This window comes from Mesorhizobium sp. WSM4832, from assembly GCF_055811115.1.
The window spans coordinates 38,678-63,829 of record NZ_JBVVQH010000001.1; the positions used below are offsets into that span (position 1 = coordinate 38,678).

22 protein-coding genes are annotated in these 25,152 nt (G+C 64.7%); 8 read left to right on the plus strand and 14 right to left on the minus strand.

Annotated features, from left to right (window positions below; all coding sequences use genetic code 11):
- Positions 1 to 110: 110 nt before the first annotated feature.
- Positions 111 to 710 (plus strand): TetR/AcrR family transcriptional regulator, encoded by a 600-nt coding sequence (locus tag AC0L2L_RS00185; RefSeq protein ID WP_473575347.1) that lies wholly within the window; start codon positions 111 to 113, stop codon positions 708 to 710.
- 111 nt (positions 711 to 821) lie between these two features.
- Here the strand turns inward: AC0L2L_RS00185 and AC0L2L_RS00190 are convergent, their stop codons facing one another.
- The 5 genes from AC0L2L_RS00190 to AC0L2L_RS00210 form a co-directional block, all read right to left on the minus strand.
- A complete protein-coding gene (locus AC0L2L_RS00190; protein ID WP_473575349.1) occupies positions 822 to 2,351 on the minus strand; it encodes a YifB family Mg chelatase-like AAA ATPase in 1,530 nt (509 codons plus the stop codon).
- Positions 2,352 to 2,480: 129 nt separating this feature from the next.
- Entirely contained in the window at positions 2,481 to 3,431 is a 951-nt protein-coding gene (locus tag AC0L2L_RS00195) for a glycosyltransferase family 8 protein (protein WP_473575351.1), read from the minus strand.
- Positions 3,432 to 3,575: 144 nt separating this feature from the next.
- A complete protein-coding gene (gene gshB, locus AC0L2L_RS00200; RefSeq protein ID WP_473575352.1) occupies positions 3,576 to 4,517 on the minus strand; it encodes a glutathione synthase in 942 nt (313 codons plus the stop codon).
- A 175-nt stretch (positions 4,518 to 4,692) separates the two neighbouring features.
- Positions 4,693 to 5,067 carry a GtrA family protein gene (locus tag AC0L2L_RS00205; RefSeq protein ID WP_473575354.1) on the minus strand — a complete coding sequence of 125 codons (375 nt, stop codon included), beginning with the start codon at positions 5,065 to 5,067 and terminating at the stop codon, positions 4,693 to 4,695.
- Positions 5,067 to 6,071, minus strand: a complete 1,005-nt coding sequence (locus AC0L2L_RS00210; RefSeq protein ID WP_473575355.1) for a glycosyltransferase — start codon at positions 6,069 to 6,071, stop codon at positions 5,067 to 5,069. Before AC0L2L_RS00210 ends, AC0L2L_RS00205 begins: the two co-directional genes overlap by 1 nt.
- A 127-nt stretch (positions 6,072 to 6,198) precedes the next feature.
- On the opposite strand from AC0L2L_RS00210, the gene AC0L2L_RS00215 reads away from it, so the two are divergent.
- From AC0L2L_RS00215 to AC0L2L_RS00245, 7 genes are all read left to right on the plus strand, one after another.
- Positions 6,199 to 7,998 (plus strand): GtrA family protein, encoded by a 1,800-nt coding sequence (locus AC0L2L_RS00215; protein ID WP_473575357.1) that lies wholly within the window; start codon positions 6,199 to 6,201, stop codon positions 7,996 to 7,998.
- 286 nt (positions 7,999 to 8,284) lie between these two features.
- A complete protein-coding gene (locus tag AC0L2L_RS00220; RefSeq protein ID WP_027170127.1) occupies positions 8,285 to 9,634 on the plus strand; it encodes a putative bifunctional diguanylate cyclase/phosphodiesterase in 1,350 nt (449 codons plus the stop codon).
- A 482-nt stretch (positions 9,635 to 10,116) separates the two neighbouring features.
- Complete coding sequence (locus AC0L2L_RS00225; RefSeq protein WP_473575358.1) at positions 10,117 to 10,884, plus strand: SDR family NAD(P)-dependent oxidoreductase; 768 nt, start codon at positions 10,117 to 10,119, stop codon at positions 10,882 to 10,884.
- Complete coding sequence (locus AC0L2L_RS00230; protein WP_473575359.1) at positions 10,881 to 11,816, plus strand: 2-dehydro-3-deoxygalactonokinase; 936 nt, start codon at positions 10,881 to 10,883, stop codon at positions 11,814 to 11,816. The genes AC0L2L_RS00225 and AC0L2L_RS00230 overlap by 4 nt, the downstream gene beginning before the upstream one ends.
- Complete coding sequence (locus AC0L2L_RS00235) at positions 11,813 to 12,448, plus strand: 2-dehydro-3-deoxy-6-phosphogalactonate aldolase (RefSeq protein WP_473575360.1); 636 nt, start codon at positions 11,813 to 11,815, stop codon at positions 12,446 to 12,448. The genes AC0L2L_RS00230 and AC0L2L_RS00235 overlap by 4 nt, the downstream gene beginning before the upstream one ends.
- A 2-nt stretch (positions 12,449 to 12,450) precedes the next feature.
- A complete protein-coding gene (locus AC0L2L_RS00240; RefSeq protein WP_473575361.1) occupies positions 12,451 to 13,323 on the plus strand; it encodes an SMP-30/gluconolactonase/LRE family protein in 873 nt (290 codons plus the stop codon).
- 197 nt (positions 13,324 to 13,520) lie between these two features.
- Positions 13,521 to 14,573, plus strand: a complete 1,053-nt coding sequence (locus AC0L2L_RS00245) for a D-alanine--D-alanine ligase family protein (protein ID WP_473575362.1) — start codon at positions 13,521 to 13,523, stop codon at positions 14,571 to 14,573.
- A gap of 266 nt (positions 14,574 to 14,839) precedes the next feature.
- Here the strand turns inward: AC0L2L_RS00245 and AC0L2L_RS00250 are convergent, their stop codons facing one another.
- The 9 genes from AC0L2L_RS00250 to AC0L2L_RS00290 form a co-directional block, all read right to left on the minus strand.
- Positions 14,840 to 15,127, minus strand: a complete 288-nt coding sequence (locus tag AC0L2L_RS00250) for a DUF1330 domain-containing protein (RefSeq protein WP_192249355.1) — start codon at positions 15,125 to 15,127, stop codon at positions 14,840 to 14,842.
- Between the two features lie 21 nt (positions 15,128 to 15,148).
- Positions 15,149 to 15,856, minus strand: coding sequence for an orotidine-5'-phosphate decarboxylase (pyrF, locus tag AC0L2L_RS00255; RefSeq protein WP_027166844.1), 708 nt, complete (start codon positions 15,854 to 15,856; stop codon positions 15,149 to 15,151).
- Positions 15,856 to 16,452 carry an NADPH-dependent FMN reductase gene (locus tag AC0L2L_RS00260; RefSeq protein WP_473575363.1) on the minus strand — a complete coding sequence of 199 codons (597 nt, stop codon included), beginning with the start codon at positions 16,450 to 16,452 and terminating at the stop codon, positions 15,856 to 15,858. Before AC0L2L_RS00260 ends, pyrF begins: the two co-directional genes overlap by 1 nt.
- A gap of 98 nt (positions 16,453 to 16,550) precedes the next feature.
- Positions 16,551 to 17,162 (minus strand): phospholipid N-methyltransferase PmtA, encoded by a 612-nt coding sequence (gene pmtA / locus AC0L2L_RS00265; RefSeq protein ID WP_473575364.1) that lies wholly within the window; start codon positions 17,160 to 17,162, stop codon positions 16,551 to 16,553.
- A 142-nt stretch (positions 17,163 to 17,304) separates the two neighbouring features.
- Entirely contained in the window at positions 17,305 to 18,435 is a 1,131-nt protein-coding gene (gene dnaJ / locus AC0L2L_RS00270) for a molecular chaperone DnaJ (RefSeq protein ID WP_027166847.1), read from the minus strand.
- 322 nt (positions 18,436 to 18,757) lie between these two features.
- Positions 18,758 to 20,674: a molecular chaperone DnaK gene (gene dnaK / locus AC0L2L_RS00275; RefSeq protein WP_473575365.1), complete on the minus strand. Its 1,917-nt coding sequence runs from the start codon at positions 20,672 to 20,674 to the stop codon at positions 18,758 to 18,760.
- A 459-nt stretch (positions 20,675 to 21,133) separates the two neighbouring features.
- Positions 21,134 to 22,102, minus strand: a complete 969-nt coding sequence (locus AC0L2L_RS00280; RefSeq protein WP_027166849.1) for a substrate-binding domain-containing protein — start codon at positions 22,100 to 22,102, stop codon at positions 21,134 to 21,136.
- Between the two features lie 18 nt (positions 22,103 to 22,120).
- Positions 22,121 to 23,416: an ABC transporter permease gene (locus AC0L2L_RS00285; RefSeq protein WP_473575366.1), complete on the minus strand. Its 1,296-nt coding sequence runs from the start codon at positions 23,414 to 23,416 to the stop codon at positions 22,121 to 22,123.
- Positions 23,413 to 24,990 (minus strand): sugar ABC transporter ATP-binding protein, encoded by a 1,578-nt coding sequence (locus AC0L2L_RS00290; RefSeq protein ID WP_473575367.1) that lies wholly within the window; start codon positions 24,988 to 24,990, stop codon positions 23,413 to 23,415. The genes AC0L2L_RS00285 and AC0L2L_RS00290 overlap by 4 nt, the downstream gene beginning before the upstream one ends.
- Positions 24,991 to 25,152: the final 162 nt, after the last annotated feature.

The following is a 25,152-nucleotide window of genomic DNA, read 5'->3' on the forward strand; positions in this document are numbered from 1 at the left end:
CGGTTAGGCTCGGCGTCTTCGCCGTAGCCTTCCGTCCGGAATTGCGTAAAAACAAGGAGATAGAGCGTTTCGCCGTTTCCGTGAAACGATGAAACGTTCTAGGCATGTCTATGGATAAGCCCTCGAACACCGCCGATGACATCCTGGCCGCCGCGCGAAGCTTCATCGTCGCCGGCGGCTACAACGGGTTTAGCTACGCCGACATCGCCGAGGTGGTCGGTATCCGCAAAGCCAGCATCCATCATCATTTCCCGAGCAAGGTCGACCTCGTGCAAACCCTGGTCAGGCGTTACCTCGAGGAGGCTGTGACGGGCATGACGGAGCTTGAGCGCAATGTGCCTGAGCAGCCCGAGCTGCTTCGAACCTACACGGGCTTCTGGGCGCAGTGCATCGAGGACGCGAGCAGGCCGATCTGCGTCTGCGCGTTGCTCGCGAGCGAGCTTCCGGCCCTTCCCCCGCAGGTGGCCGTGGAGGTCCGGGCCTATTTTCAGTTTCTCTCGGGGTGGCTGACCCGCGTCTTCGAGCGCGGCGCCGAGCAGGGAACATTGACGATCGCCGCCGCGCCGCGCGTCGAAGCGGAAGCCTTCATGGCGACCGTGCACGGGGCGATGATTTCCGCGCGGGCCTATGGCGATGTCTTGACCTTCGGCATGATCCTGGCGCCGACATTGCAGAAGCTGATCCCTGGAGCAATTCCAGGAAAAGTGTGAGCGGTTAAGTTCGGCGTCTTCGCCGTAACCTTCCGTCCGGAATTGCGTCAAAAACAACCGATGACGTGAGATCGGCCTCGGCGGATCCGGCGTAGCTGCGATGTCTTCCGACTACGCCGCCTGCGCCATCCGCTCCGCGCTCATCCGGTAGGAAATCGCCTCGGCGAGGTGGATGCGGCCGACCGTCTCGCTGGCGTCGAGGTCGGCCAGCGTGCGCGCCACCTTCAGCACGCGGTGATAGGCCCGCGCCGAAAAGCCGAGTTTTTCGCTGGCATCCTTGAGCAGCGTCAGGCCGGCCGTATCGGGCTTGGCGATCTCCTCAATGATCGAAGGCGGGCAATGCGCGTTGGTGGTGGCGCTGGCGCCCAGCCTTTCCAGCCGTTCGCGCTGCATGGCGCGCGCACGCGCCACGCGCTGCGCCACCGCGGCGCTCGTTTCGGCCTTGTCGGGCCGGATCAGGTCGCTGGCCGAGACCGCCGGCACTTCGATCCGAAGGTCGATGCGGTCGAGCAGCGGGCCGGAAATGCGCGCCTGGTAGTCGGTGCGGCAGCGTTCGCCGCGCAGGCAGCGATAGCCCGGCTCTCCCGACATGCCGCAGCGGCACGGATTCATCGCCGCCACCAGCTGGATACGCGCCGGATAGGTGACGCGGTGGTTGGCGCGCGCGATCATGCAGTCGCCCGTCTCCAGCGGCTGACGCAGCGCATCCAGCGTCTGCGGCGTGAACTCCGGCAGCTCATCGAGGAACAGGACGCCGTGATGCGCGAGCGAGACCTCGCCCGGCCGCGCGCGGATGCCGCCGCCGACCATCGCGGCCATCGAGGCCGAATGGTGCGGCGCGCGGAACGGCCGCCGGTCGGTCAGCTTGCCTTCGCCGAGCTCGCCGGCAACGGAAGCGATCATCGACACTTCGAGCAGCTCCTTCGGCGCCAGCGGCGGCAGGATCGAGGGCAGGCGCTGCGCCAGCATCGACTTGCCCGAGCCTGGCGGCCCGACCATCAGCAGGTTATGCCCGCCGGCGGCAGCCACTTCGACCGCCCGTTTGGCGCTCTCCTGGCCCTTGATGTCTGAGAGGTCCGGCAGGTCGCGCGCCGCAAGCTGGATGCCGGCTTCGGGCCGCGACAGCACCTGCGTGCCGCGAAAGTGGTTGGCGACGGCGATCAGGCTGCGCGGCGCCAGTATATCGAAGTCCTTGCCGGCCCAGGCCGCCTCCGGTCCGCAGGCGAAGGGGCAGATCAGGCCCTTGCCCTCGGCATTGGCGCCGATCGCCGCCGGCAGCGCACCGGCCACGCCCGTGATCGTGCCGTCGAGCGACAATTCGCCGAGCACCACATAGCCGCCCAGCATATCGCCCGGGATGGCGCCGAGCGCCGCCATCAGGCCGAGCGCGATCGGCAGGTCGTAGTGGCTGCCTTCCTTTGGAAGGTCCGCCGGCGCCAGGTTCACCGTCACCTTCTTCGACGGCATCGACAGGCCGGATGCGTGGAGCGCCGCCTGCACGCGCTCGCGGCTTTCGGCCACCGCCTTGTCCGGCAGGCCGACGATCTGCATGCCGACCTTGCCCGGCCCGACCATCACTTGGACATCGACCGGCACGGCCTCGATGCCTTGGAAAGCGACCGTGCGAACCCGCGCCACCATTTGTCTCGAGCCCCCGGCGTTAGCGCGCTCGCCATCCGCCATCAGGCGGCGAGCGCGTGAACTCCAGACAACCACAGATTTTCGCTTTGGGCAAGAACATTACGAGAACATATGCAACCGCGCGTCTCGTTACGGCGCAGCAGTCGAATGTTGCCGCGGCAATGGAACCTTCGGGAACATCTTGCCCAGGCCTCGTAGGTGCGGCTTGGTAAATCGACGGCGGTAGTAATGAGCTGCCAGGGCAGAGGACCAGTATTTTCTTCGCAGCCCCATAAGGCCAAGGATCATCTTCCGCCTACGGGCGGATTTCAAAATCAGCGTCCCCTCCGCAATATCCAATCCCGACATGGTTCTGTAGAAATTGAAAACATCGGCAAAAGGCACGCGCTTGTAGCGCCAGGGCTTGGCCGATCCCGCATAATGGATCACCTTGGGAAGCCGCCGTTCGATTTCCACATACCGATCTGAAAAGAAATTCCATTCCCTGCCCAGGAAAAGAACTCGTCCGCGCACCACCGCATTCAAGGCTGTCTGGTCGAGGTATCGCGACTTGGCGGTTTCCCGAACTTTTGCAAAGATACTGTCCGCAATGCCATCCCTGCGCCAGGCGACGAGGTTCATCATCAGAACGCCGGCATTGATATATTCATTCCGGGACATTCCGACGTCGTCGAGTTCCTCCTGCTCGACGAAGCCGTCAATCACGCCGGCGACTAAATTGTCGCCCAAGTCCGCCGACCAGAGGCCGCCGAGATCGGATACCACCAGCGTATCTGCATCCATGTAGATGGCCTTATCGCAATCAGGCAATAACTCGGGAATGAGTATTCGGGCATATGTGGCAGCCGTCAGCAGCTTGCCTCTTGTCGGCAGATCGGAAATCTGCTCGGCGTCTGCCTGGACGATCTGACAGTCAATTCTATTTCGTTCGCAAAAACGGCGAAGCTCTATCAAGCTCGCGGACTCTATTCCTGCGTCGATAACGACGAATTTCGCCTCGCGGTTATGAATCCAAGCAGAAAAGATGAATAAAAAAAGCCCGGGTACAAAGTTATTGTCGCTTGCAGTAACAATTATCATGAAATTGCGACTCCTTGAAAACGGGGAGCTGGGTCCTGCTGTAGTTGGTAGGGCGCGAGAGCATTCATGATCATGGGCAGCGGGTTGGCAACCAGCCTCTCGGCAGGTCCGATGCATAGAGCGCCGCCTGCATCGTGTCGAAAATTACCCCCGCTTCCCTTCCACGCAGTCCCAAAACAAGCTCGCTATATCGGCCCCACCAAAACGCTGCACCTCGCGCACGCCGGTCGGCGAGGTGACGTTGATCTCGGTCATGTAGTCGCCGATGACGTCGATGCCGACGAGGATGAAGCCGCGTTCCCTGAGCGCCGGTCCGATGCGGGCGCAGATCTCGCGCTCGCGCTCGGTCAGCTCGGTCTTCTCGGCGCGGCCGCCGACATGCATGTTGGAGCGCGAATCGTGCTCGGCCGGCACACGGTTGATGGCGCCGACCGGCTCGCCGTCGATCAGGATGATGCGCTTGTCGCCCTTGCGGACGTCCTTGAGATAGCGTTGCACGATATAGGGTTCGCGGAACAGCTGGCCGAACATTTCCAGCAGCGAGGCAAGATTGCGGTCTGCTTCCAAGAGATGAAAGATGCCGGCGCCGCCATTGCCGTAGAGCGGCTTGACGATGATGTCGCCGAACTCCTTGCGGAAGGCCGCCACCTCCAATGGATCCTTGGTGATCAGCGTCTCCGGCATCAGGTCCGGGAACTCGGTGACGAAGATCTTTTCCGGGCTGTTGCGCACCCAGGCCGGGTCGTTGACCACCAGCGTCTTCGGATGGATGCGCTCCAGCATGTGCGTGGTGGTGATGTAGTTCATGTCGAAGGGCGGGTCCTGCCGCAGCAGCACCACGTCCATCTCGGACAGGTCGGTGCGCACCTTCTCGCCCAGTGCGTAGTGGTTGCCCTTCTCGTCGCGCACCTGCATCTCCTCGATGCGCGCGAACACCTTGCCGTCCCGCATCGACAGCCGGTCGGGCGTGTAGTGGAAAAGCTTATGGCCGCGCCGCTGCGCCTCCAGCGACAACGCGAAGCTCGTGTCGCCGGCGATCGACACGGTGGAGACATGGTCCATCTGGACGGCGATTTTCAGCGGCATTTCTTACTCCCCGGCGATCCTAATGCATGTCGCCCAGAAGTGTGCAGCGGTTCTGGGACAACGACATGCATAAAAACAAAGACTTAAAGCGCGTCGCCTGAATCCGTTTCAGCGCGATGCGCTTTAAGTGCCGTGGATATACGGAACTCGGCGGCGTCTGCCAATCGGCCAGAGGCTACCGGTCGAAGACCAGCCGGGAATAGCCGAGGAAGGAGAGCGTCATGGCGGCGATCGAGGCGATGGCGAGCGCCGCCAGTGGTGGCAAGGCCGGCAATGCCAAGAGCAGCGCGCAGTAGACCAGGTAATTGACGACGCTGGTGGCGATGCCGACGCCGCCATAGCGCGCGCCTTCCTGCGCGATGCCCCGGCCCGATGGCGAGAAGGTCAGATGGCGGTTGATCTGCCACGTGACACAGAGCGCGAAGCCGATCGAAAGCACCCGCGCCGTCAGCGGCCCGAGCGGCGTTGCGGCAAGCAGCAGCCACAGCGCCGCCGCGTCGGCGAGGAAGCCGATGCCGCCGGCAAGGGCGAAACGGACGAGGCGGCCCACTATGCCGCCCGCGGCGCCTTGCCTGGCTCGCTCTTCGGCAAGGCCTGCCCGGATACCAGGCGCTCGGCGCGGCCGGAGGAAATCGACAGATAGAAGATGCGCTTCTGCTCGGCCCGACCGCGCGATACCGAATCGAGGATGAGCCCGGTCATCATGGACAGCATGGCCAGAAGCAGCATGCCGATCGACAGCACCCAGGTCGGCATGCGTGGCACCAGTCCCGTCTCCGCGAACTCGACCAGCACCGGGATCATCAGGCCGATGCTGGCCGCCAGGAAGAACAGCGCGAACGTGCCGAAGAAGCGGAGTGGCTGCGTCTCCTTCATCAGCATGGCGAACATCCACAGGATCCTGGCGCCGTCACGGAAGGTCGACAGTTTCGAGGACGAGCCTTCCGGGCGGCGGCCGTAGTCGAGAGCCATCTCGCTTACCGGCAGCTTGAGCTGCGAGGCATGCACCGACATTTCGGTCTCGATCTCGAAGCCGCCGGACACGGCCGGAAAGCTCTTGACGAAGCGGCGGGAAAACACCCGGTAGCCCGAGAATATGTCGGTGAAGTCGGTGCCGAACAGGCTCTTGTACAGGCGGTTGAAGATGCGGTTGCCGAAGGCGTGGCCATTGCGGCCGGCATCGTCGGTCACGCCGCGCCTGGTGCCGACCACCATGTCCGAGCGCTCGGTCTGCAGCACGTTGATCAGCTGCGGCGCATCTTCAGGAGCATAGGTGCCGTCGCCGTCGGCCATCACATAGATGTCCGCATCGATGTCGGCGAACATGCGCCGCACCACATTGCCCTTGCCCTGGCGCGGCTCGCGTACGACGATGGCGCCGGCTGCGCGGGCCTTCAGCGCCGTGAGGTCCTTGGAATTGTTGTCATAGACATAGATCGCGGCCAAAGGCAGCGTCTCGCGGAAGCGCAACACGACCTCGCCGATCGTGAGCTCCTCGTTGTAGCAAGGCAGGAGCACGGCGATGACCGGCTCGTGGCGGACTGCATGCGGCATGTCTGTCTCCGGGCGCCCGACCAGCCTCCGGCCGCGCCTACGCCGGTCCCTTCGAGCCGCTTTACTATTTATTGAAGCCGTTAAGGCTAGGTTTAAAACCGATCCTTTCCCTTCAAAGGCTACGGCAATGGGCACAGCTGAGAACGGCGCCGCCACCTGGAAGTCCGATCTCATGCTGGCGCTGCTGGCCGCGTTGTTCGCGTTTGCGCTCGATGCGTGGACCGGCTTTGGCCCGCTGACCGATCCCGGCGGCGACAACGACAACCTGCTGCGTCTCGTCGAGGTGCGCGACCTGCTTGCCGGCCAGGGCTGGTTCGACCTGCACCAGTACCGGATGGGGCTGGAAGGCGGCTTCGTCATGCACTGGTCGAGGCTGGTCGACGCGCCGATCGCCGCGATTGTCCTTGCCGCCTCGGCGCTCACCGGCAGCAGGCCGCTTGCCGAGGACGTGGCGCAGGTGCTGTGGCCGGCGCTGCTGCTTTGGTCGACCTTGTTCTTCACCGCCCGCGCCGCGCGCGCCTTCGGCGGTGGCGGCGCGGTGCTGCCCGCCATCCTGATCGGTGGCGCCGGCTATTATTTCATCGGCATCTACGACCCCGGTGCGCTCGATCACCATAACGTCCAGCTGATGCTCACCATGGCGAGCCTCGCCTTGTTGCTCGAGGCGCCCGCCCGGCGCGGGGCCGCGCTGTTTTCCGGTCTCAGCGCCGCGCTGACGCTCGCCGTCGGCATGGAAACCGTGCCCTACGTCGCCACCATCGGCGTTTGCGTGTCGCTGCTGTTCGTCGCCGATGCGGGTAGCGAGCGGGCGATCGCCCGGGATTTCGGCCTCGGCTTCGCCGGCATCGCGACGCTTGTCTTCGTCACCACCATCCCGCCTTCCGCATGGGGCGTGGCGCAGTGCGATGCCTTTTCGGTCGCGCAGTTCGTCGTCGCCGCCATTGCCGGCATCGGGCTGGCGGCGATCGCCGCGATCGAGCCCGCCGCCCGCAACTGGCAGCGCAGGCTGGCGTCGCTTGCCGCGCTGGGCGTCGTTCTCGGCGTGGTCGTGGCGGCGCTGTTCCCGCAATGCCTGTCCGCGCCCTACGCCGCCCTCGATCCGCGCCTCAAGGAATTGTGGCTCGACCATGTCAACGAGGCCCAGTCGCTGTTCACGCTGCTTGTCCGCGATCCGGCGCGCGTGGCGGCGCGTTACGCGACGCCGCTGGTCGCGATCATCCTGATGGCGCAGCGCTTCCGCCGCGGCGGCTGGCGGCGGCAGGACAGCCTCGTCGCCGCGCTGCTCGTCGTCGCCTTCGCGGTCGGCGTCTGGCAGGTGCGCGCCACCACCTTCTCGATCGCTTTCGCCGTCATCCCGCTCTCGGCGTGGATCGCGAAATGGCGGGCGCGAGCCGAAACCAGCTCGTCGCTCGGCGTGGCGCTGCGCCTTGCGGCCGTCTGGCTGGTTTCGATCAACCCGGTCTGGACCGGCGTTGCCGCCGCCGCCTCGGTGGCGTTCGAAAAAGACACGGCCGTCGCCGCCGGCGATGCCGCGGACAAGACATGCGAGAAGAAGGCCACCTTTGCACCGCTTGGCGGCATGGCCGGCACCACCGTGCTGACGATCTCAAATCTCGGAGCGCCGGTCCTCGTCTACAGCGGCCATCGCGTCTTCGCCGGCCCCTATCATCGCAATGTCGCCGGCAATATCCTGGCGCTGGAAGCCTTTCTCGGCTCGGCCGACGATGCGCACGGCATTGTCGAGGCGCATCGTGTCGGCCTCGTCGCCATCTGCCCCGGCAACGTCGAGACCCGGATCCTGACCCAGAAGGCGCCGCAGGGCTTCCTTGGCGGCCTGCTGCAAGGCAAGGTGCCGGACTGGCTCGAGCCGATCGCCGAAACCAAGGGCAGCCCGATCGAGCTCTATCGCGTCAGGCAAGCCGGCTAAAAGCAATCCTGCGAAAGGATGCGATCGCTTGGGCTCAGCGCCTTCGCAGTAGCCTTCCGTCCACGATCGCTTAGAGGAAGTGTCTCCCCGGGAAAGCCTTCGATATTCCATTAGAAATTACGCATAAACGAATATCTCATGCAGATCAGCGTTCCTTGTCGAAAGCTGATCTGTTGCCGACGAAGCAAGCAACTGTTGGACGATGGAAAAATCGATTTTCCGATACGTTTCCTAAACGCTTTGCTGCCAGTCTGGCCGTAAATACCGACATCAGAACAGGGACATGATGCAAACGACGTTTGGCACCGGTCAGCCAGGCAAGGAAAACACGGATCTGGCTTTCACCGATTCGTTGACCGGTCTCGGCAATCACCGTCGCTTCTTCGACAAGGTCGATCGCCTGATCAGCGACCGCGCCGACGATCCCGCGCCCTTCACCGTCGGCATCCTCGACCTCGACGGCTTCAAGCCGATCAACGACCTGTTCGGCCACAAGGCCGGCGACGACATCCTGATCCAGGTGGCGATGCGGCTGCGCGCCTCCATGGACGGCTATTCCACTGTCTGCCGCATCGGTGCCGACGAGTTTGCCTACCTCTACCCGATGGTGTTCTCGGAGGAGCAGGCGGCCGAGAAGTCGCGCATGCTGATCGAGATCCTGTCGGCGCCCTATGACGTCGGCGAGCGCACCGCCAGGCTCTCGGCCTCGGTCGGCTGCTCGCTGTTCTATTCCGGCGACGAGACCACCGAGATACTCGTCAACAAGGCCGAGACCGCGCTCTATCACGCCAAGCGTTCGGGCCGCGGCCGCGTCGTCGTCTACACCCGCGAGATGGAGGAGGCGGCCAAGCGCGTCACCCGCATCGAGCAGGCGCTGCGCCGCGCCGTCTCGGCCGGCGAGGTCGAACCGCATTTCCAGCCGATCGTCGACTTGAACAGCCGCCGCACCATCGGCTTCGAGACCCTGGCGCGCTGGACCGACCGCGACCTCGGCGTCGTGCCGCCATCCGTCTTCATCCCGATCGCCGAGGAGCGCGGCATCATCGGCCCGCTGTCGCAGCTGGTGCTGCGCAAGGCGACGGAGGCGGCGCGCAGCTGGCCGAAGGAACTGTTCCTGTCCTTCAACCTGTCGCCCTCGCAACTGGTCGATCAGAACACCGGGCTGCATATCCTGGCCATCCTCGACCGCACCGGCTTCGATCCGCGCCGGCTGGAGATCGAGATCACCGAGACCGGCCTGATGAACGATCCGGCCTCGGCAGAGAAGATCGTCGAGGATTTGCGCCGCGTCGGCATCCGCGTCTCGCTCGACGATTTCGGCACCGGCCAGTCGTCGCTCGGCCGCCTGCGCGAATTCCATTTCGACAAGCTCAAGATCGACCGCGCCTTTGTCTCCTCCATCCTCGACGACCGGCCCTCGGAACACATCATCCGCGCCATCCTCGCCATGTGCGAGGGGCTCGGCATGGATGTCGTGGCCGAAGGCATCGAGGATGAGGCGCAGGCCGATCGCCTCGTCCAGTTCGGCTGCGCCGGCGGGCAGGGCTATCTGTTCGGCAAGCCGGTCGATGCCGACGCCACGCTCGGCTATCTGCGCGATTCCTATCGCGGCGCGCTGCACGCCAAGGCGATCTGACTAGTTCCCCAGCACAGGGGATTTTGACCGGTCGGCCCTGTTTGCGTTGGCAGGTGTCATGCGTTGGAGACTGGCCGAAACGCCTATCGCGATCGTCATTCTAGGGCGGAGCAGGAGCGAAGCTCCGTCGCGAAGGCCCTGGAATCCATGCCGTTACCTTCGCCAAGGAGTGCAACGGAGCAAAATTCTGCACTATGGCGTCGCTTCCAAGTCACGGCATGGATTCTATGGTCTGCGCGCGTCGCTTCGCTCCTTGCTCCGCCATAGAATGACGAGGTTGGGGCGGCTTCAGCCAATCCCCGGCGGTTGCGCCCATTTCACGGTAATGAATGGAAAATCTTGCGCCAAGACAAACGGCGACCTTTCGCCGCCTGCGGCGCGCCGGTCATTTGTCTGACATTAGGCCGGAAATCCGCCTTTTCGCACTTGCCCCCGGGGCCGACGTGGCTAGGATGCGCGCCGGCTGAAAGGGAGAACTGATCATGATGCCATCGGCGCGTTTCGCCGACCTCGACGGCGCCTCGGTGCTGATCACCGGCGGCGGTTCCGGCATCGGCGCGGCGCTGACGGAAGGCTTCATGCGGCAGGGCGCCAAGGTCGCCTTCATCGACATAGCCGACAAGTCCAGCACGGCCCTTGCCGGCCGGCTGGAAAAGGAGCTCGGCCGCCGCCCGCTCTATCTCAAGGCTGATCTTCGCGACATCGAGGCGCTGCGCGCCGCCGCGACAAAGGCGGCCGAGGCGCATGGCGATGTCACGACGCTCGTCAACAACGCCGCGCTCGACGACCGCCACGCGGTGGAAGACGTCACCGTCGAGTTCTGGGACAACAATCTCGCCATCAACCTGCGGCCGCATTTCTTCACTGCGCAGGCCGTGGCGCCCGGCATGAAGCGCGCCGGCGGCGGCTCGATCGTCAACTTCACCTCCACCTCCTATCTCATCAACCACCCGGATATGCCGGCCTACACCGCGGCTAAGGCGGGCATACTCGGCCTGACCAAGGGCCTTGCCGGCAAGCTCGGCGCCGACCGCATCCGCGTCAACGCAGTGGCGCCAGGCTGGGTCATCACCGAACGCCAGCGCGAGCTCTGGGTTACCGACGAAGGGCTTGCCGCCCATGTCGCCAAGCAGTGCATCAAGGACATCATGCAGCCCGACGACATGGTCGGCACGGTGCTGTTCCTGGCATCGGACGCCTCGCGCATGCTCACCGCCCAAATGCTGATCGTCGACGGAGGTTTCCTGTGAGCCCGGCGCCTGCGGTCGCCGCGCTCGACTGGGGCACGACCCGGCTCAGAGCGTGGCTGCTCGACGGCTCCGGCAAGGTGCTTGCCGAGCAGCGCGGCGACGACGGGCTGATCACCGCCCGCGAAAAAGGTTTTGCCAAGGTATTGGAAGGCCATCTTGGCGCCATGGGCGCGCCGGAGGCGCTGCCGGTCATCATCTGCGGCATGGCCGGCTCCCGCCAGGGCTGGATCGAGGCGCCTTACGTCACCGTGCCGGCGCCGCTCGGCGCCATCTTGCGCGGCGCCGCCCGCATCGAAAGCGAGCGCCGCGACATTCGCATAGTACCGGGCCTCGCCCAGCGCCTGGCCGACGCGCCGGATGTCATGCGCGGCGAGGAAACCCAACTCGCCGGCGCCGGTTTGCCGGCAAAGGGCCGGCATCTGGCCTGCATGCCGGGCACGCATTCGAAATGGGTCGCGGTCGAGGACGGCGCGGTCGAAGGTTTCGGCACCTGGCCGACCGGCGAGCTTTATTCGGTGCTTGCTGCGCATTCGATCCTGAAACATTCGCTGGGCGAGCATCCGGCCCCGGTTGCCGCGGACAGCCCGTTTTTCCGCCAATGGTGCGAGCGGGCCCTTGGCGAGGGCGGCGACGTCACCTCGAAGCTGTTTGCCATTCGCGCCGCCGGGCTTCTGCAGGACCTGCAGCCCAGCGACGTGGCGGCGTGCCTGTCCGGACTTTTGATCGGCGGCGAGATCGCCTCGGCAAGGCGGCGCTATGGCGCCAGCGATGCGCCGGTGGCGCTGATCGCCTCCGGCGCGCTGGCCACGCTGTATGGAGCGGCGTTCGACCTCGCCGGCCTTGCCTTTCGCACCGTGGACGCCGATGAAGCGGTGCGCGCCGGCCTCGTCGAGGCCGCGCGCGAGAACGGCATGATTGGAGGCGCTCGATGAGCCAGACCGCACCCTTCCCGAAACTCAAGCGCGGCCTTGTCGCCATCCTGCGGGGCCTCAAGCCGGCGGAAGCGATCTCGATAGGCCAGGCGCTGTTCGACGCCGGCATCGAGGCAATCGAGGTACCGCTCAATTCGCCCGAACCGTTTTCGTCGATCGCCAGGATCGTCGAGGTCCTTCCCAGGACAGCGCTGGTCGGCGCCGGCACGGTGCTGACGGCCGCCGATGTCGACGCCTTGCACAAGGCCGGCGGGCGCCTGCTGGTCAGCCCCAACATCGATGCCGAGGTCATGGGCCGCGCGATGGACCATGGCATGGTGACGATGCCTGGCGTGTTCACGCCGACCGAAGCCCTCCAGGCGATCCGGCTCGGCGCCTCGGCGCTGAAATTCTTCCCGGCAAGCGTGCTTGGATCGGCCGGCATCGCGGCCATTCGCGCGGTGCTGCCGGCAACGACGCTCATCGGCGCGGTCGGCGGCGTCTCCGACAAGGATTTTGCCGGCTACAAGGCGGTCGGCGTCAGCGTATTCGGCCTGGGGTCGAGCCTCTACAAGCCGGGCGCAAGCGTCGAGGACGTGGCGCAACGCGCCCGCGCCGCGGTCGCCGCTTGGGACGAGGCCTTCGGAGGATGAAGATGGACGGCGTTTCGGTTTTTTCCGACCACATCTGCGAGCTCGGCGAAGGCCCGAGCTATGATCCCGCCACCGACACGCTGTTCTGGTTCGACATCGTCAACGGCAAGCTCCTGGAAAAGCCGCTCGCCGGTGCGCTGAAAATCCACGATCTCGGCCTGATGGCAAGCGCGATCGCCGTCATCGACGACGATCGCCAGCTCATTGCCACCGAGATCGGCCTGCAAGTCAGGGACGTCAAGACCGGCAAGCTGACGCTGCACACGCCGATCGAGGCCGACAATCCGGCCACTCGCTCCAACGATTCCCGCGTCCATCCCTGCGGCGCCTTCTGGACCGGCACGATGGGCAAGGGCGAGGAGAAGGGCGCAGGCTCGATCTACTGGTTCTTCAAGGGCGAGCTGCGCCGGCTGTTTTCCGACATCACCGTCTCGAACTCGATCTGTTTTTCTGAAGACGGCGCGACCGCCTACTGCACCGACACCTCGACCGGGCTCCTGATGCGCGTCGCTTGCGATCCCGCGAACGGCCTGCCCAAAGGCGAGCCGAGGGTGTTTGTCGACCATCGCTCGTCGAAAGGCTATGTCGACGGCTCGGTCGTCGACCGCGACGGCGTGCTGTGGAACGCCGTCTGGGGCGGCAGGGCGGTGAAGGCCTATGCGCCCGACGGCACGCTGCTGCACGAGATCGCGATGCCGGTGACGCAGGCTTCCTGCCCGGCCTTTGTCGGTCAGAAGGCCGACCGCCTGGCGGTGACCTCGGCCTGGAAGGGCAAGGACGAGAAGCAGCGCGCGCTCGATCCGCAGGCCGGCATGACCTTCCTGCTCGACATTCCGGTCCGGGGCCGCTTCGAGCCGCGCGTGCTGATCGCCTAGTGCATGTCGCCCTGAAGTGCGCAGCGGTTCTGGGACAACGACATGCATCAAGCAAAGACTTAAGCGCGTCGCCAGAATCCGTTTCAGCGCGACGCGCTTTAAGCTATCGCGCAACCGCCTCGGACCGGTCGGTTTCCCGCAAGCCGATCGCTCCCGCCATGCGATGGTAGCGCGCCTGATATCGCCCGGAGCATTCGATGCCGCAGCCGACGCTGATCCTTGTCCACGAGCCGGAAAGGGCCTGCTTCGATCGGCTTGTCGCGGCTGGCTATCCAGCCGAACGCGCCACCGAGATTTCTTCCTACCTGGCGCAGTCGACCGATCTTGCGCCCGAATTCGAACTGCTCGCCGCTGCCTGCCAAAAGCGCGGCCTCGCCTTCATGGCTGTCGAGCTCGACGACGCGGCGCCGGTGCTGGCGAAAGCCGATCCGCAGACGACGCTGGTCTGGACGCTGACCGATGGCGTCGCCTATTTCCGCGGTGGCGTGGCGCCGGCGCTGGCGCGGTTGAACGGGCTGCGCACCATCGGCGCCGACGATTCGCTGTTCGCGCTCTGCCAGGACAAGCTCCGCTCCGGCGCCGTGCTCGGCGCGCTCGGCCTGCCGGCGCCGCAGGCCGGCCTGGCGCGCAACGGCGAATGGCTGGTCGAGCCGCCGGCCTCGCCCGCCGGCTGGTTCGTCAAGCCGAACCGGCTTGGCGCCAAGATCGGCATCTGGCCGGACTCGCGCATCGCCGATCTCGGCCATGCGCTGGAGCTTAGCCGGCGTGTCTTTGCCCATTATCGCGACGACGTCGTCGTGCAGCCTTATGTCGGCGGCCGCAACGTGCGCGCGAGCTTCCTCGGCCTCAAGCCCGAGACCGGCACCGAGGCTTTGGGTATCTTCTTCGTCGATTCCGGCGGCGATTTCCAAACCATGGCCGACTCGATGGCGCTTTATGGCGAAACCGGCCAGGCGGCGAGAGATGCGGGCACCTATGCCGAGCCGGAGCTCGAGCCGGTCGGCGCCAGCCAGCCGGGGGCCGACCGGAAAATCCGCGCCATCGCGCAAAGGCTGATTAGCGGCCTTGGTCTGAAAGATGTCTTTTCCGTCGATTTCAGGGTCGAGGCCGACGATACCGTCCACCTCATCGAGTTCGAGGTCTGCCCGGGCCTGCCCTGCTTCGATTTTCGCGACTATTGCCGCAGGCAATGGGGCATGAGCCTTGCCGACGCGATGGCGCAGACGGCGGCGAACCGATTGAGGGTGTGACTTCATGATCGGCTAACGACTTCGTCATTCCAGGGCGGAGCAAGGAGCGAAGCGACGCGCGCAGACCCTGGAATCCATGCCGTTACCTCGGCCGTGGAGTGCAGCGGAGCAGGATTTGGACCGTGGTAGCGCGTCGAAGTCACGGCATGGATCCTCGGGTCTGCGCGCGTCGCTTCGCTCCTTGCTCCGCCCGTGGATGACGACAAGATGGGCGTTTCGGCCAACCTCCAACATACGCCAACGCTGCCAACTCCTGCGCCGACGAACTAAACGCCTTCGACCAACACGATCTCGCCATCGGCCACTTTCTGGCGGATGGCGACGGCGCGCTGGTATTCCGGCGAGTGGTAGCAATCATGCGCCGCCGCAAACGACTCGAACTCGATGATCACGTTGCGGGCGCGGCCCGGCCCCTCGGCCTTCTCGTGCTCGCCTCCGCGCGCCAAAAATTTCGCGCCGAAGCGGTCGAAGGCGAGCTTGGCGGCGGCGACATAGTCCTTGTAGCCTTCGGCGTCGCGCACATCGACACGGGCGATCCAGTATCCCTTGGGCATTTGTTTTCTCCGGTTCGAAAATCAGGCTGACTGCATCTCGGCGAGTATCGCCTCTGCCGCCGCGCGGCGGTCCGGCGCCGCGACGATCGGCCGGGCCACGACCAGATGGCTGGAGCCGTTGCGGATCGCTTGCGCCGGCGTCACCACGCGCTTCTGGTCGCCATGGTCGCTGCCTGCAGGCCGGATGCCCGGCGTCACCACTGCCAGGTCGGGCCCGACGATCCGGCGTACCGCTTCGGCTTCCTCCGCCGAGCAGACGATGCCGCCCATGCCGGCATGCAGCGCCTGTTCGGAGCGCCTGAGCACCAGCGTGTGCGGGTCGTATTCATAGCCGGCGTCGATCATGTCCTGCTCGTCCATCGAGGTCAGCACAGTCACCCCGAGCAGGCACAGATCGCTGCCTTTGGCCGCCTCGACCGCTGCTTTCATGGCCTTGGGGTAGGCATGCAGCGTCAGCATCGTCACGCCCATCCTGACGATGTTCTCGACGCCCTTGGCCACCGTGTTGTCGATGTCGAGCAGCTTCATGTCGAGGAACACCTTGGTCCCGCCGCTGGCAAGCTCGCGCGCAAACTCCAGCCCGCCGGCGAAGGCGAGCTGGTAGCCGATCTTGTAGAAGGAAACGGTGCCTTCGAGCTCGCGCACCGCCTTCTCGGCTTCCCGCAGCGTCGGCAGGTCGAGCCCGACGATCAGCCGCTCACGCATTGTATCGGCCTCGGCGAAATGCATCACGCCTCGATCCGGGTGGACAGCAGGCGCGAGGTTTCGATCAGTGTACGGCATAGGCGCTCCATCGATTGGTGTAGTCGGTCGTCCCTGAATTGTCCGTCCTCGGCGAACGCTTCACGGGCCTCGGAGACCGAGCATTCCGGTGTGATCACCTCCATCTGGCAGCGCACCAGCACCGCGCGCAGATGGTTGATGCAGCGTATGCCGGCGAACTTGCCCCCGGAGGAGGAGCACAGGCCGACGGGCTTGCCGTAAAACGGCCTGAACGAGCGGCTGCCTTCCCGACGGATGCGGCTCACCCAATCGATCGTGTTCTTGAGCAGCGGCGGGATAGAGCCGTTATATTCCGGCGTCGCGATCAGCAAGCCGTCATGGGCGGCGATCTGCCGGCCGAGTTTCACAGCATTCTCAGGAACGCCTTTTTCCTTCTCCAAGTCCTCGTCCATGATCGGCAGCGGATAGTCGCCGAGCGAGATGCGCGTCACCTCCGCGCCCTGAATGGCAAGTTCCTTCTGCGCCACGTCGGCGACCCGGCCGCTGAAGGCGCCGGTCCGGACCGAGCCGGCGAAGACGAGGATTCTGGGGATCACTGCCATTGGCTCGCTTCGCTAAGGGAGGGCAGTAGGGCAGTAGGGCAGTAGGGATAGCGTGGAAGCGGAACGTTCATTCCCTATTCCCCTACTGCCTTACTGCCCTATTCCCTTCCCACCGCGCGCCGGTAGATCCAGAGCTGCGTCGGCGGGATGTTGCGGAAGATGAAATCGAAATGCTCGACCGTGTAGTCGCCGCGCCCGGCCGGGATCGGCGACAGCGGGCCGTAAGTCAGCTGCACGATCGGCCGTCCATGCGGAATGCGGTCGAGCAGGCTTTCGATATAGGCGATGCGCTGGGCGACCGGGAAATTGAGCAACGGCACGCCGGAGACGACCGAATCGAACACCATGTCGCGCTTGTCGCCGAGCGTGGCATTGAGGTTGAAGGCATCGCCCTCGATCACGTTGACGCCGGGATAGAGCCCGCGCAGATGGCGCACGAAGTCGGTCGAATATTCGACGGCGTAGAGATTTTCCGGCTTTATGCCCTGGGCAAGGATGGCACGGGTGATGACGCCGGTGCCGGGTCCGACTTCCAAGACCGGCAGGCCCGATCTCGGATTGACGATCGACGCCATCTTGCGGGCGGTGATGGAACTGGTGGGGACGATCGAGCCGACCGTTTTCGGCTTGTCGATCCAGCCTTTGAAGAACTTCAGCTCGTCGTCGAATTTTTCGGCCAGCGCTTTGCGCAACCCGGGACTACGTGCCATGCGAGCTCTCCTCAATGCTCCGCCCCCGGTCCGCTACTTAGCAGTTGGGTGGGACAAGGCAAGATATCGGCCTGGCATAAGGTGTTGATGACGCTTGGGAAGCGCCCGCCTTCGGTGCCGGTGCGCAATGCGGTCACGGTCGTCAGCCTTCGCCGAACGACTCGAAGAAGTCCTTCATGCGGGCGAAGAAGCCGCTCGACTGGGGCGAATTGTCCTTCGAGGAGAGCTGCTCGAACTCCTCCAGGAGCTCGCGCTGGCGCCGCGACAGGTTCTGCGGCGTCTCGACCGCCGTCTGGATGTAGAGGTCGCCGATATTGGGCTGCCGCAGCACCGGCATGCCCTTGCCCTTGAGCCGGAACTGGCGGCCGTTCTGGGTGCCTTCCGGCACCTTGACCTTGGTCTGGGTACCGTCGAGCGTGGTGACCTCGAAGGAGCCGCCAAGGGCGGCCGTCGTCATCGAGATCGGCACCTTGCAGTAAAGGTCGGCGCCGTCGCGCTGGAAGAATTCGTGCGGCTTCACCGCCAGGAAAATATAGAGGTCGCCGGACGGTCCGCCGCGCAGGCCTGCCTCGCCCTCATTGGCAAGCCGGATGCGGGTGCCGTCCTCGATGCCGGCCGGGATATTGACCGACAGCGAGCGCTCCTCGGTGACGCGGCCCTGGCCGGCGCATTTCGGGCAAGGGTCCTTGATCGTCTGGCCGCGGCCCTGGCATTGCGGGCAGGTGCGCTCGATCGAGAAGAAGCCTTGCGTGGCGCGCACCTTGCCGTGGCCATGGCACATCGAGCAGGTCACCGGCTGCGTGCCGGGCTTGGCGCCGCTGCCGGAGCATTCCATGCAGGAGATCGAGGCCGGCACGCGGATCTGGGCCGTCTTGCCCGCGAAGGCCTCTTCCAGCGTGATTTCCATGTTGTAGCGCAGGTCGGCGCCGCGCTCGCGCCCGCCCGAAGAACGGCGCTGGCGGCCGCCCATCATGTCGCCGAAGATGTCCTCGAAGATGTCGGCGAAGCCGCCGGCGCCAAAGCCGTGCGCCGCGCCGTTCATGCCGCCCTGTTCGAAGGCGGCGTGGCCGAAACGGTCATAGGCCGCGCGCTTCTGCGGGTCCTTCAGCGTCTCGTAGGCTTCGTTGATTTCCTTGAACTTGTGCTCGCAGGCATGATCGCCGGGGTTGCGATCGGGATGGAACTGCATGGCGAGCTTGCGGAAAGCGCTCTTGAGTTCCTTTTCGTCGGCGCCTTTTTGCACGCCCAGCGTTTCGTAGAAATCAGCTTTCATTTTTTCCCGCTGTCCGGATGCTCAATGTCTTCAAGCATTGTTGGCGACGTTTGCCGGCACGTTCTTGGATTTAGGAGCGATGTTTCCCGGATACTAGTACCAAGCGGGGCTCGCTCCGGGTTTTCCGTCACTTTTTCAGATAGGCCCGCACTTTTCCAACAAAGGTTGCAAAAAAGCCCGGCTTCGAGCCGGGCTGCTCTACAGCGCCCCGCGTCCTCTCGGACGCCCAAAGGACGCTGTAGCACCTTTGAATCGGCGCATGATCCTTTCCAAAATCGATATCGATTTTGGGGTCATGCGCATGTTTTTGCCGTCAGCCGGTTCAGGCCGACTTCTTCTTCTCGTCGTCTTCGTCGATTTCCTCGAAGTCGGCGTCGACCACGTCCGAATCCTTGGCGGCGTCCGCCTTGGCGTCGGCTTCTGCCGCTTCCTTCTGCGAAGCCTCGTACATGGCCTGGCCGAGTTTCATCGAAACTTCGGCGAGCGACTGCGACTTGGCCTCGATATCGGCCGGATCGTCGCCTTCCGCAGCGCTCTTCAGCGCGGCAATGGCGTCGGAGATCGCGGCGCGGTCAGTCTCCGAGACCTTGTCGCCATAGTCCTTGAGCGACTTCTCGGACGAATGCACCAGCGCTTCGGCCTGGTTGCGGGCCTCGACGAGGGCACGCCGCTTCTTGTCCGCCTCGGCATTGGCCTCGGCGTCCTTGACCATCTTCTCGATGTCGGCGTCGGACAGGCCGCCCGATGCCTGGATGCGGATCTGGTGCTCCTTGCCGGTGCCCTTGTCCTTGGCCGAGACGTTGACGATGCCGTTGGCGTCGATGTCGAAGGTGACCTCGATCTGCGGCACGCCGCGCGGGGCCGGCGGGATGCCGACCAGGTCGAACTGCCCGAGCATCTTGTTGTCGGCCGCCATTTCACGCTCGCCCTGGAAGACGCGGATCGTCACCGCGCTCTGCGAATCCTCGGCGGTCGAGAAGGTCTGGCTCTTCTTGGTCGGGATCGTCGTGTTGCGCTCGATCAGCCTGGTGAACACGCCACCCAGCGTCTCGATGCCCAGCGACAGCGGCGTCACGTCGAGCAGCAGCACGTCCTTGACGTCGCCCTGCAGCACGCCGGCCTGGATGGCGGCGCCAAGCGCCACGACCTCGTCCGGGTTGACGCCCTTGTGCGGCTCCTTGCCGAAGAACTGCTTCACGATCTCCTGGATCTTGGGCATGCGGGTCATGCCGCCGACCAGCACCACTTCGTCGATCTCGCCCGCCTTCAGGCCGGCATCCTTGAGCGCCGCCTTGCAGGGCTCGATCGTGCGCTGGACGAGGTCGTCGACCAGGCTCTCGAACTTGGCGCGGGTGAGCTTCATCGTCAGGTGCTTCGGCCCGGTGGCGTCGGCGGTGATGAAGGGCAGGTTGATCTCGGTCTGCGTCGTCGACGACAGCTCGATCTTGGCCTTTTCGGCCGCTTCCTTCAGACGCTGCAGCGCGAGCTTGTCGTTCTTCAGGTCGATGCCTTGTTCCTTCTTGAACTCGGCCGCCAGGTACTCGACCAGGCGCATGTCGAAGTCCTCGCCGCCGAGGAAGGTGTCGCCGTTGGTCGACTTCACCTCGAAGACGCCGTCGCCGATTTCGAGCACCGAAATATCGAAGGTGCCGCCGCCAAGGTCATAGACGGCGATGGTCTTGCCGTCCTTTTTCTCCAGGCCGTAGGCGAGCGCCGCGGCCGTCGGCTCGTTGATGATGCGCAGCACCTCGAGGCCGGCGATCTTGCCGGCGTCCTTGGTCGCCTGACGCTGGGCGTCGTTGAAATAGGCCGGAACGGTGATGACCGCCTTCTCGACCTTCTCGCCGAGATAGGCTTCCGCCGTCTCCTTCATCTTCTGCAGGATCATGGCCGAGATCTGGCTGGGCGACTGCTTCTTGCCGCCGGCCTCGACCCATGCGTCGCCATTGTCGCCCTTGACGATCTTGTAAGGGACAAGCTTCTTGTCCTTTTCCGTCACCGGGTCGTCATAGCGGCGGCCGATCAGGCGCTTGACCGCGAAGATGGTGTTTTCCGGATTGGTGACCGCCTGGCGCTTGGCCGGTTGGCCGACGAGACGCTCGCCATCATTCGAGATGGCGACGATGGAAGGCGTCGTGCGCGCGCCTTCAGCGTTCTCGATCACCTTGGGGTCCTTGCCATCCATGATGGCGATACAGGAATTGGTCGTGCCGAGATCGATACCGATAACTTTTGCCATTGTTCTAGTCTCTCCTCTAAGCAGGCTCTCAGGACCCTGAAAAGGCGTTCCGACGAAAGCCCCTGTTCATAAGAATTCCATCGCGGTCCCCGCTTTTCAGGGCCGGACGGCTGGCGCGTATATAAGAACAGGCGACACGGGGCGCAAGCATTCTGCGCAAGCTGTCCCTTGTCTTGACAAGGACCAGAGCGCGACTTGCCGCGATTTGCAACGGGATCGGCGCGAGATCGTTCTATCCAGTTGTTCCGGCTTGGTTTTTTGGAACCGATGCCGCTGGCGGCGCGCAGATCAGCGATCCGGCGAGGGCTGGGCTTGCCCTGGCAGGCGTGACTTTCGGTCGCGAAAGAGCGGAAATTCGGCATTGCCGCCATGCTTTTGGCATCTGGCGGCAAGCTGTGGAGAGCGCTTGGCGCTCGGGCAATCCCTGCCGGACGAGGTCGCCCGGCAGGGATCGTGGACTTAAAGCCCGTTGTCCTTGAGGATCTTGGCGGCGTTGTCCTTGGTGATCTTTTCCGTCGGCAGCGTGATGGTCTTCTCGACCTTCTCGCCGTTCAGGAACTTGATCGCCTGGCGCAGGCCCTCGGCGCCCGGCGTCACATACGTGAAAGTCGCCGTCAGCTCGCCCTTGTTGACCATTTGCACGCCTTCGTTGGGCAGGCCGTCGATGCCGATGAACTTGATGTCCTTTTCGCGCCCGACGTCCTTGGCCGCGAGATAGGCGCCATAGGCCATCGGATCGTTGTGGCCGTAGACGAGATCGATCTTCTCGTTGGTCTTCAGCGCGTTGGCCATGATGTTGTAGGCCTGGTCCTGCTTCCAGTCGCCCGACTGTTGGTCGAGCAGGTACTTGATGCCCGGCTCCTTGTCGGTGAATTCGTGGAAGCCGTCATGACGGTCATGCGCCGGCTGCGTGCCCATGCCGCCCCATATCTCGACGACATTGCCGGCGGCCTTGCCCTTGCCGCCGAGAAGCTCGACGGCATATTCGCCCGCCGCCCGGCCGATCAGCGCGTTGTCGCCGCCGACAAACTGGGTGTAGTCCTTGGTCTCGACATTGCGGTCGAGCACGAAGACCGGGATCTTGGCGTCGATCGCCTGCTGCACGACGCCGGTCAGGCCGGCCGATTCCTTCGGCGACACCAGAAGCGCGTCGACCTCCTGGCGGATCAGGTTCTCGACATCGGCGACCTGCTTTTCGGTCTTGTCTTCGCCGTCGGTGATAATCAGCTCGACTTCGGGATGCTTGGCGGCTTCCGCGATGATGTCCTTGTTGAACTGGGCGCGCCAGGGTTCGATGGTCGTCACCTGCGAGAAGCCGATCTTCCACTTCTTGTCCTGGGCAAAGGCATGGTTGCCGGAAAAGAGCGCGGTGGTCGTAAGAAGTGCCGCCGCGAAGGTGGCGAGCTTCAGCATATCACGTCGTTTCATGGTCCTGTTTCCTCCGGATTATAGAGACGAGGTCTCCTGTGACGGCCGCTTGGCTGCGGCCGTTTCCTTGTGCGCCGTCCGTCGGCCGGGCAGGCGCAGATAGCTTAGAAGATCGCCGGCGTTGCGCTCCTGCACGAGCACGGTGCCGATGATGATCGCCCCCTTCAGCACCAGCTGAAGGTTCGAATTGATGTTGTGCAGCTGCAGGATATTGGACAGCAGCCCAAAGATCAGCACGCCGCAGAAGGTGCCGATCAGGCTGCCGCGCCCGCCCATCAGGCTGGTGCCGCCGATGACCACGGCGGCGATGGCGTCGAGCTCCAGCCCGGCGCCGGCATCCGGCTTGCCTTGCCGGTACTGCGCCACGTAAAGCACCGCGGCGATGCCGGCGAGCAGGCCCGATATGGCATAGGTGGCGATCTTGACGCGCCCGGCGGCGATGCCGGAAAGCCGCGCCGCCTCCTCGTTGCCGCCGATCGCATAGACATAGCGGCCGAAGGGCGTGAAGCGCAGCACCGCGCCGTAGATCACGATCGCGCCGAGGAAGAACAGGCCGGGCATCGGCACGATGCCGAACACCAGCGAGCGCAGAATCTCGAATTCCGCGGTGGCGTTGGAGCCGGTATAGACCGGCAGCACCGCGTTGTTCTGACCGGCCGTCAGCCTGGCGATGCCAAGCGCCGTCACCATCATCGCAAGCGTGACGATGAACGGCTGCAGCCGGCCGGCGACGATGATGAAGCCGTTGATGGTGCCGAACAGAAGGCCGACGCAGGGCGCCGCCAGAAGCACGCCGAGCACGCCGAACTTGGTTTCGACCTGCGGCAGCAGGTACCACAGCGACAGGCAGCACAGGATCACGCCGACGACGCCCGGAACGACCAGCCCGCGCGTCTTGTCCAGCCGCGCGTCGCGGCCGGCTTGCGCGCCGGCGCGGGATTTCTCGATGTTGAGCAGGATGAAGCGCGTGGCCAGCACGCCGAGGCAAAGTGCCGCCAGCGCGACCGTCGGCACGCCGAGCGCCGCGGATGGCGTGACGCCCGGCACGGTCAGAAGCATGGCGCAGACGACCGAGCAGATCGCCATCAGCGAGCCGACGGAAAGATCGATGCCGCCGGTCAGGATCACCGCGGTCATGCCCGTGGCGATGAGGCCCGTGGTCGACACCTGGCGCAGCACGTCGAGCAGGTTGCCGTAGGACAAGAAGATGTTGTTGCCCTTGGAGCTGATCGGCGAGCCGAACACGCCGATCAGGAAGATGGCGATCAGCCCCCAGTAGAGCTTGGTGCGGGAGAGAAGGCTGATGAGGTTCATGCGGCAGGTCTCGCGGCCCGTTTTGGCGTGGTAAGTCTTGGCGCGGCAAGCCGCATGATCGCCTCTTCGCTGGCCTCGGCGTGGGGAAGGATTCCGCGCTGGCGGCCCTCCGCCATGACCAGGATGCGGTCGGCGAGATGCAGAAGCTCGGGCAGCTCGGAGCTGATCAAGGCGATCGCCAGCCCGTCGCCGGCCAGCTTGAAGATGAGGTCGTAGATCTCGCGCTTGGCGCCGACATCGATGCCGCGCGTCGGCTCGTCGAGCAAAAGCACGCGCGGCCGCGTCGCCAGCCATTTGCCGATGACCACCTTCTGCTGGTTGCCGCCGGAGAGCGTGCCGGCGGCCTGCTCGATATTTTCGCAGCGGATGCCGAGCGCGCTTACCGCGTCGCGTGCCAGGCCTTGCTCGCCGGAGCGCGAGCGCAGCCCGAAGCGCGCCAGCGCGCCGACCAGCGGCAGAGCGACATTGTCGGTGATCGAGGCCTTGAGGTGCAGGCCCTGCGTCTTGCGGTCCTCTGTCACCAGGGCGATGCCGAGCCGGCGGGCCTCGCGCGGCGAGCCGATCTCGATAGGCACGTCGTCAAGCCGGATCTCGCCGCCAGTGCGGCCGCCGCTGGAGCCGAAGATCGCCTCCAGGATTTCGGTGCGGCCCGAGCCGAGCAGCCCGCCGATGCCGAGGATTTCGCCGGCGCAGAGGTCGAAGCCGACGCCGTCGATCACCGTGCGCCAGCCGTGCCGGTCGGGCTTCGAGAGCGACAGGTCCCTAACCGAGAGCACCACCTTGCCGCCGCGGCCGCGTTCGTGCTCCGAGGAAGCCAGAAGGTCGCGCCCGACCATGGCCGAGATGATGGCGTCTTCGTCCAGTCGTGCCATGTCCCGCGTCAGCACATGGCGTCCGTCGCGCAGCACCGTCACCCGGCTCGCCAGATGCATGACCTCGTCGATCCGGTGCGAGATGTAGACGATCGCGACGCCGCTTGCCGCGAGTTGGCCGATGATGCGGAACAGTCTCTCGCACTCGGCCGGCGACAGCGCCGAGGTCGGCTCGTCCATGATCAGGATGCGTGCTGACTTCGACAGCGCCTTGGCGATCTCCACCAGCTGCTGCTCGCCCACCCTGAGCGTGCCGACGCGCGCTTCCGGATCGAGCTCGATGCCCAGCCGCTGCAGCAGCGCGCTGGCAGTGCGGCTGCTCGCCTTGCGGTCGACGACCAGCCCGGCGATCAGCTTTTCGCGGCCGAGGAAGATGTTGTCGGCAACGCTGAGCTCGGGGACGAGGTTGAGCTCCTGGTGGATGATGGCGATGCCGGCATCCTCGGCGTCGCGCACACCGGCGAAACGGGCCGGCCGGCCGTCGATGGCCACGTCGCCTTCGTAATCGGTATAGACGCCCGAGAGGATTTTCATCAGCGTCGACTTGCCGGCGCCGTTCTCGCCCATCAGCGCGTGCACCTCGCCGCGTCTCAGCTCCAGGCCGACATCGGACAGCGCCGTGATGCCGCCGAATCGCTTGGAAATACCGGTAGCGCTGAGGACGACGGCTGGACCGTCGGCCGCCATATTCTCCGTCGTCATGGACCCGGTCGTGATGGAGTCAGCGCGCTGCATGACAAAGTACGGCCTCCCTCCGTCGTCTTTGGCTGCCTGGAACGCTAATCTAAACGTTTCGAATGTGTCAAGCGCATATCTGGTAACCGAGGGTTGATGCATTTCAATTCTTGCGAAAAACATCCGGTT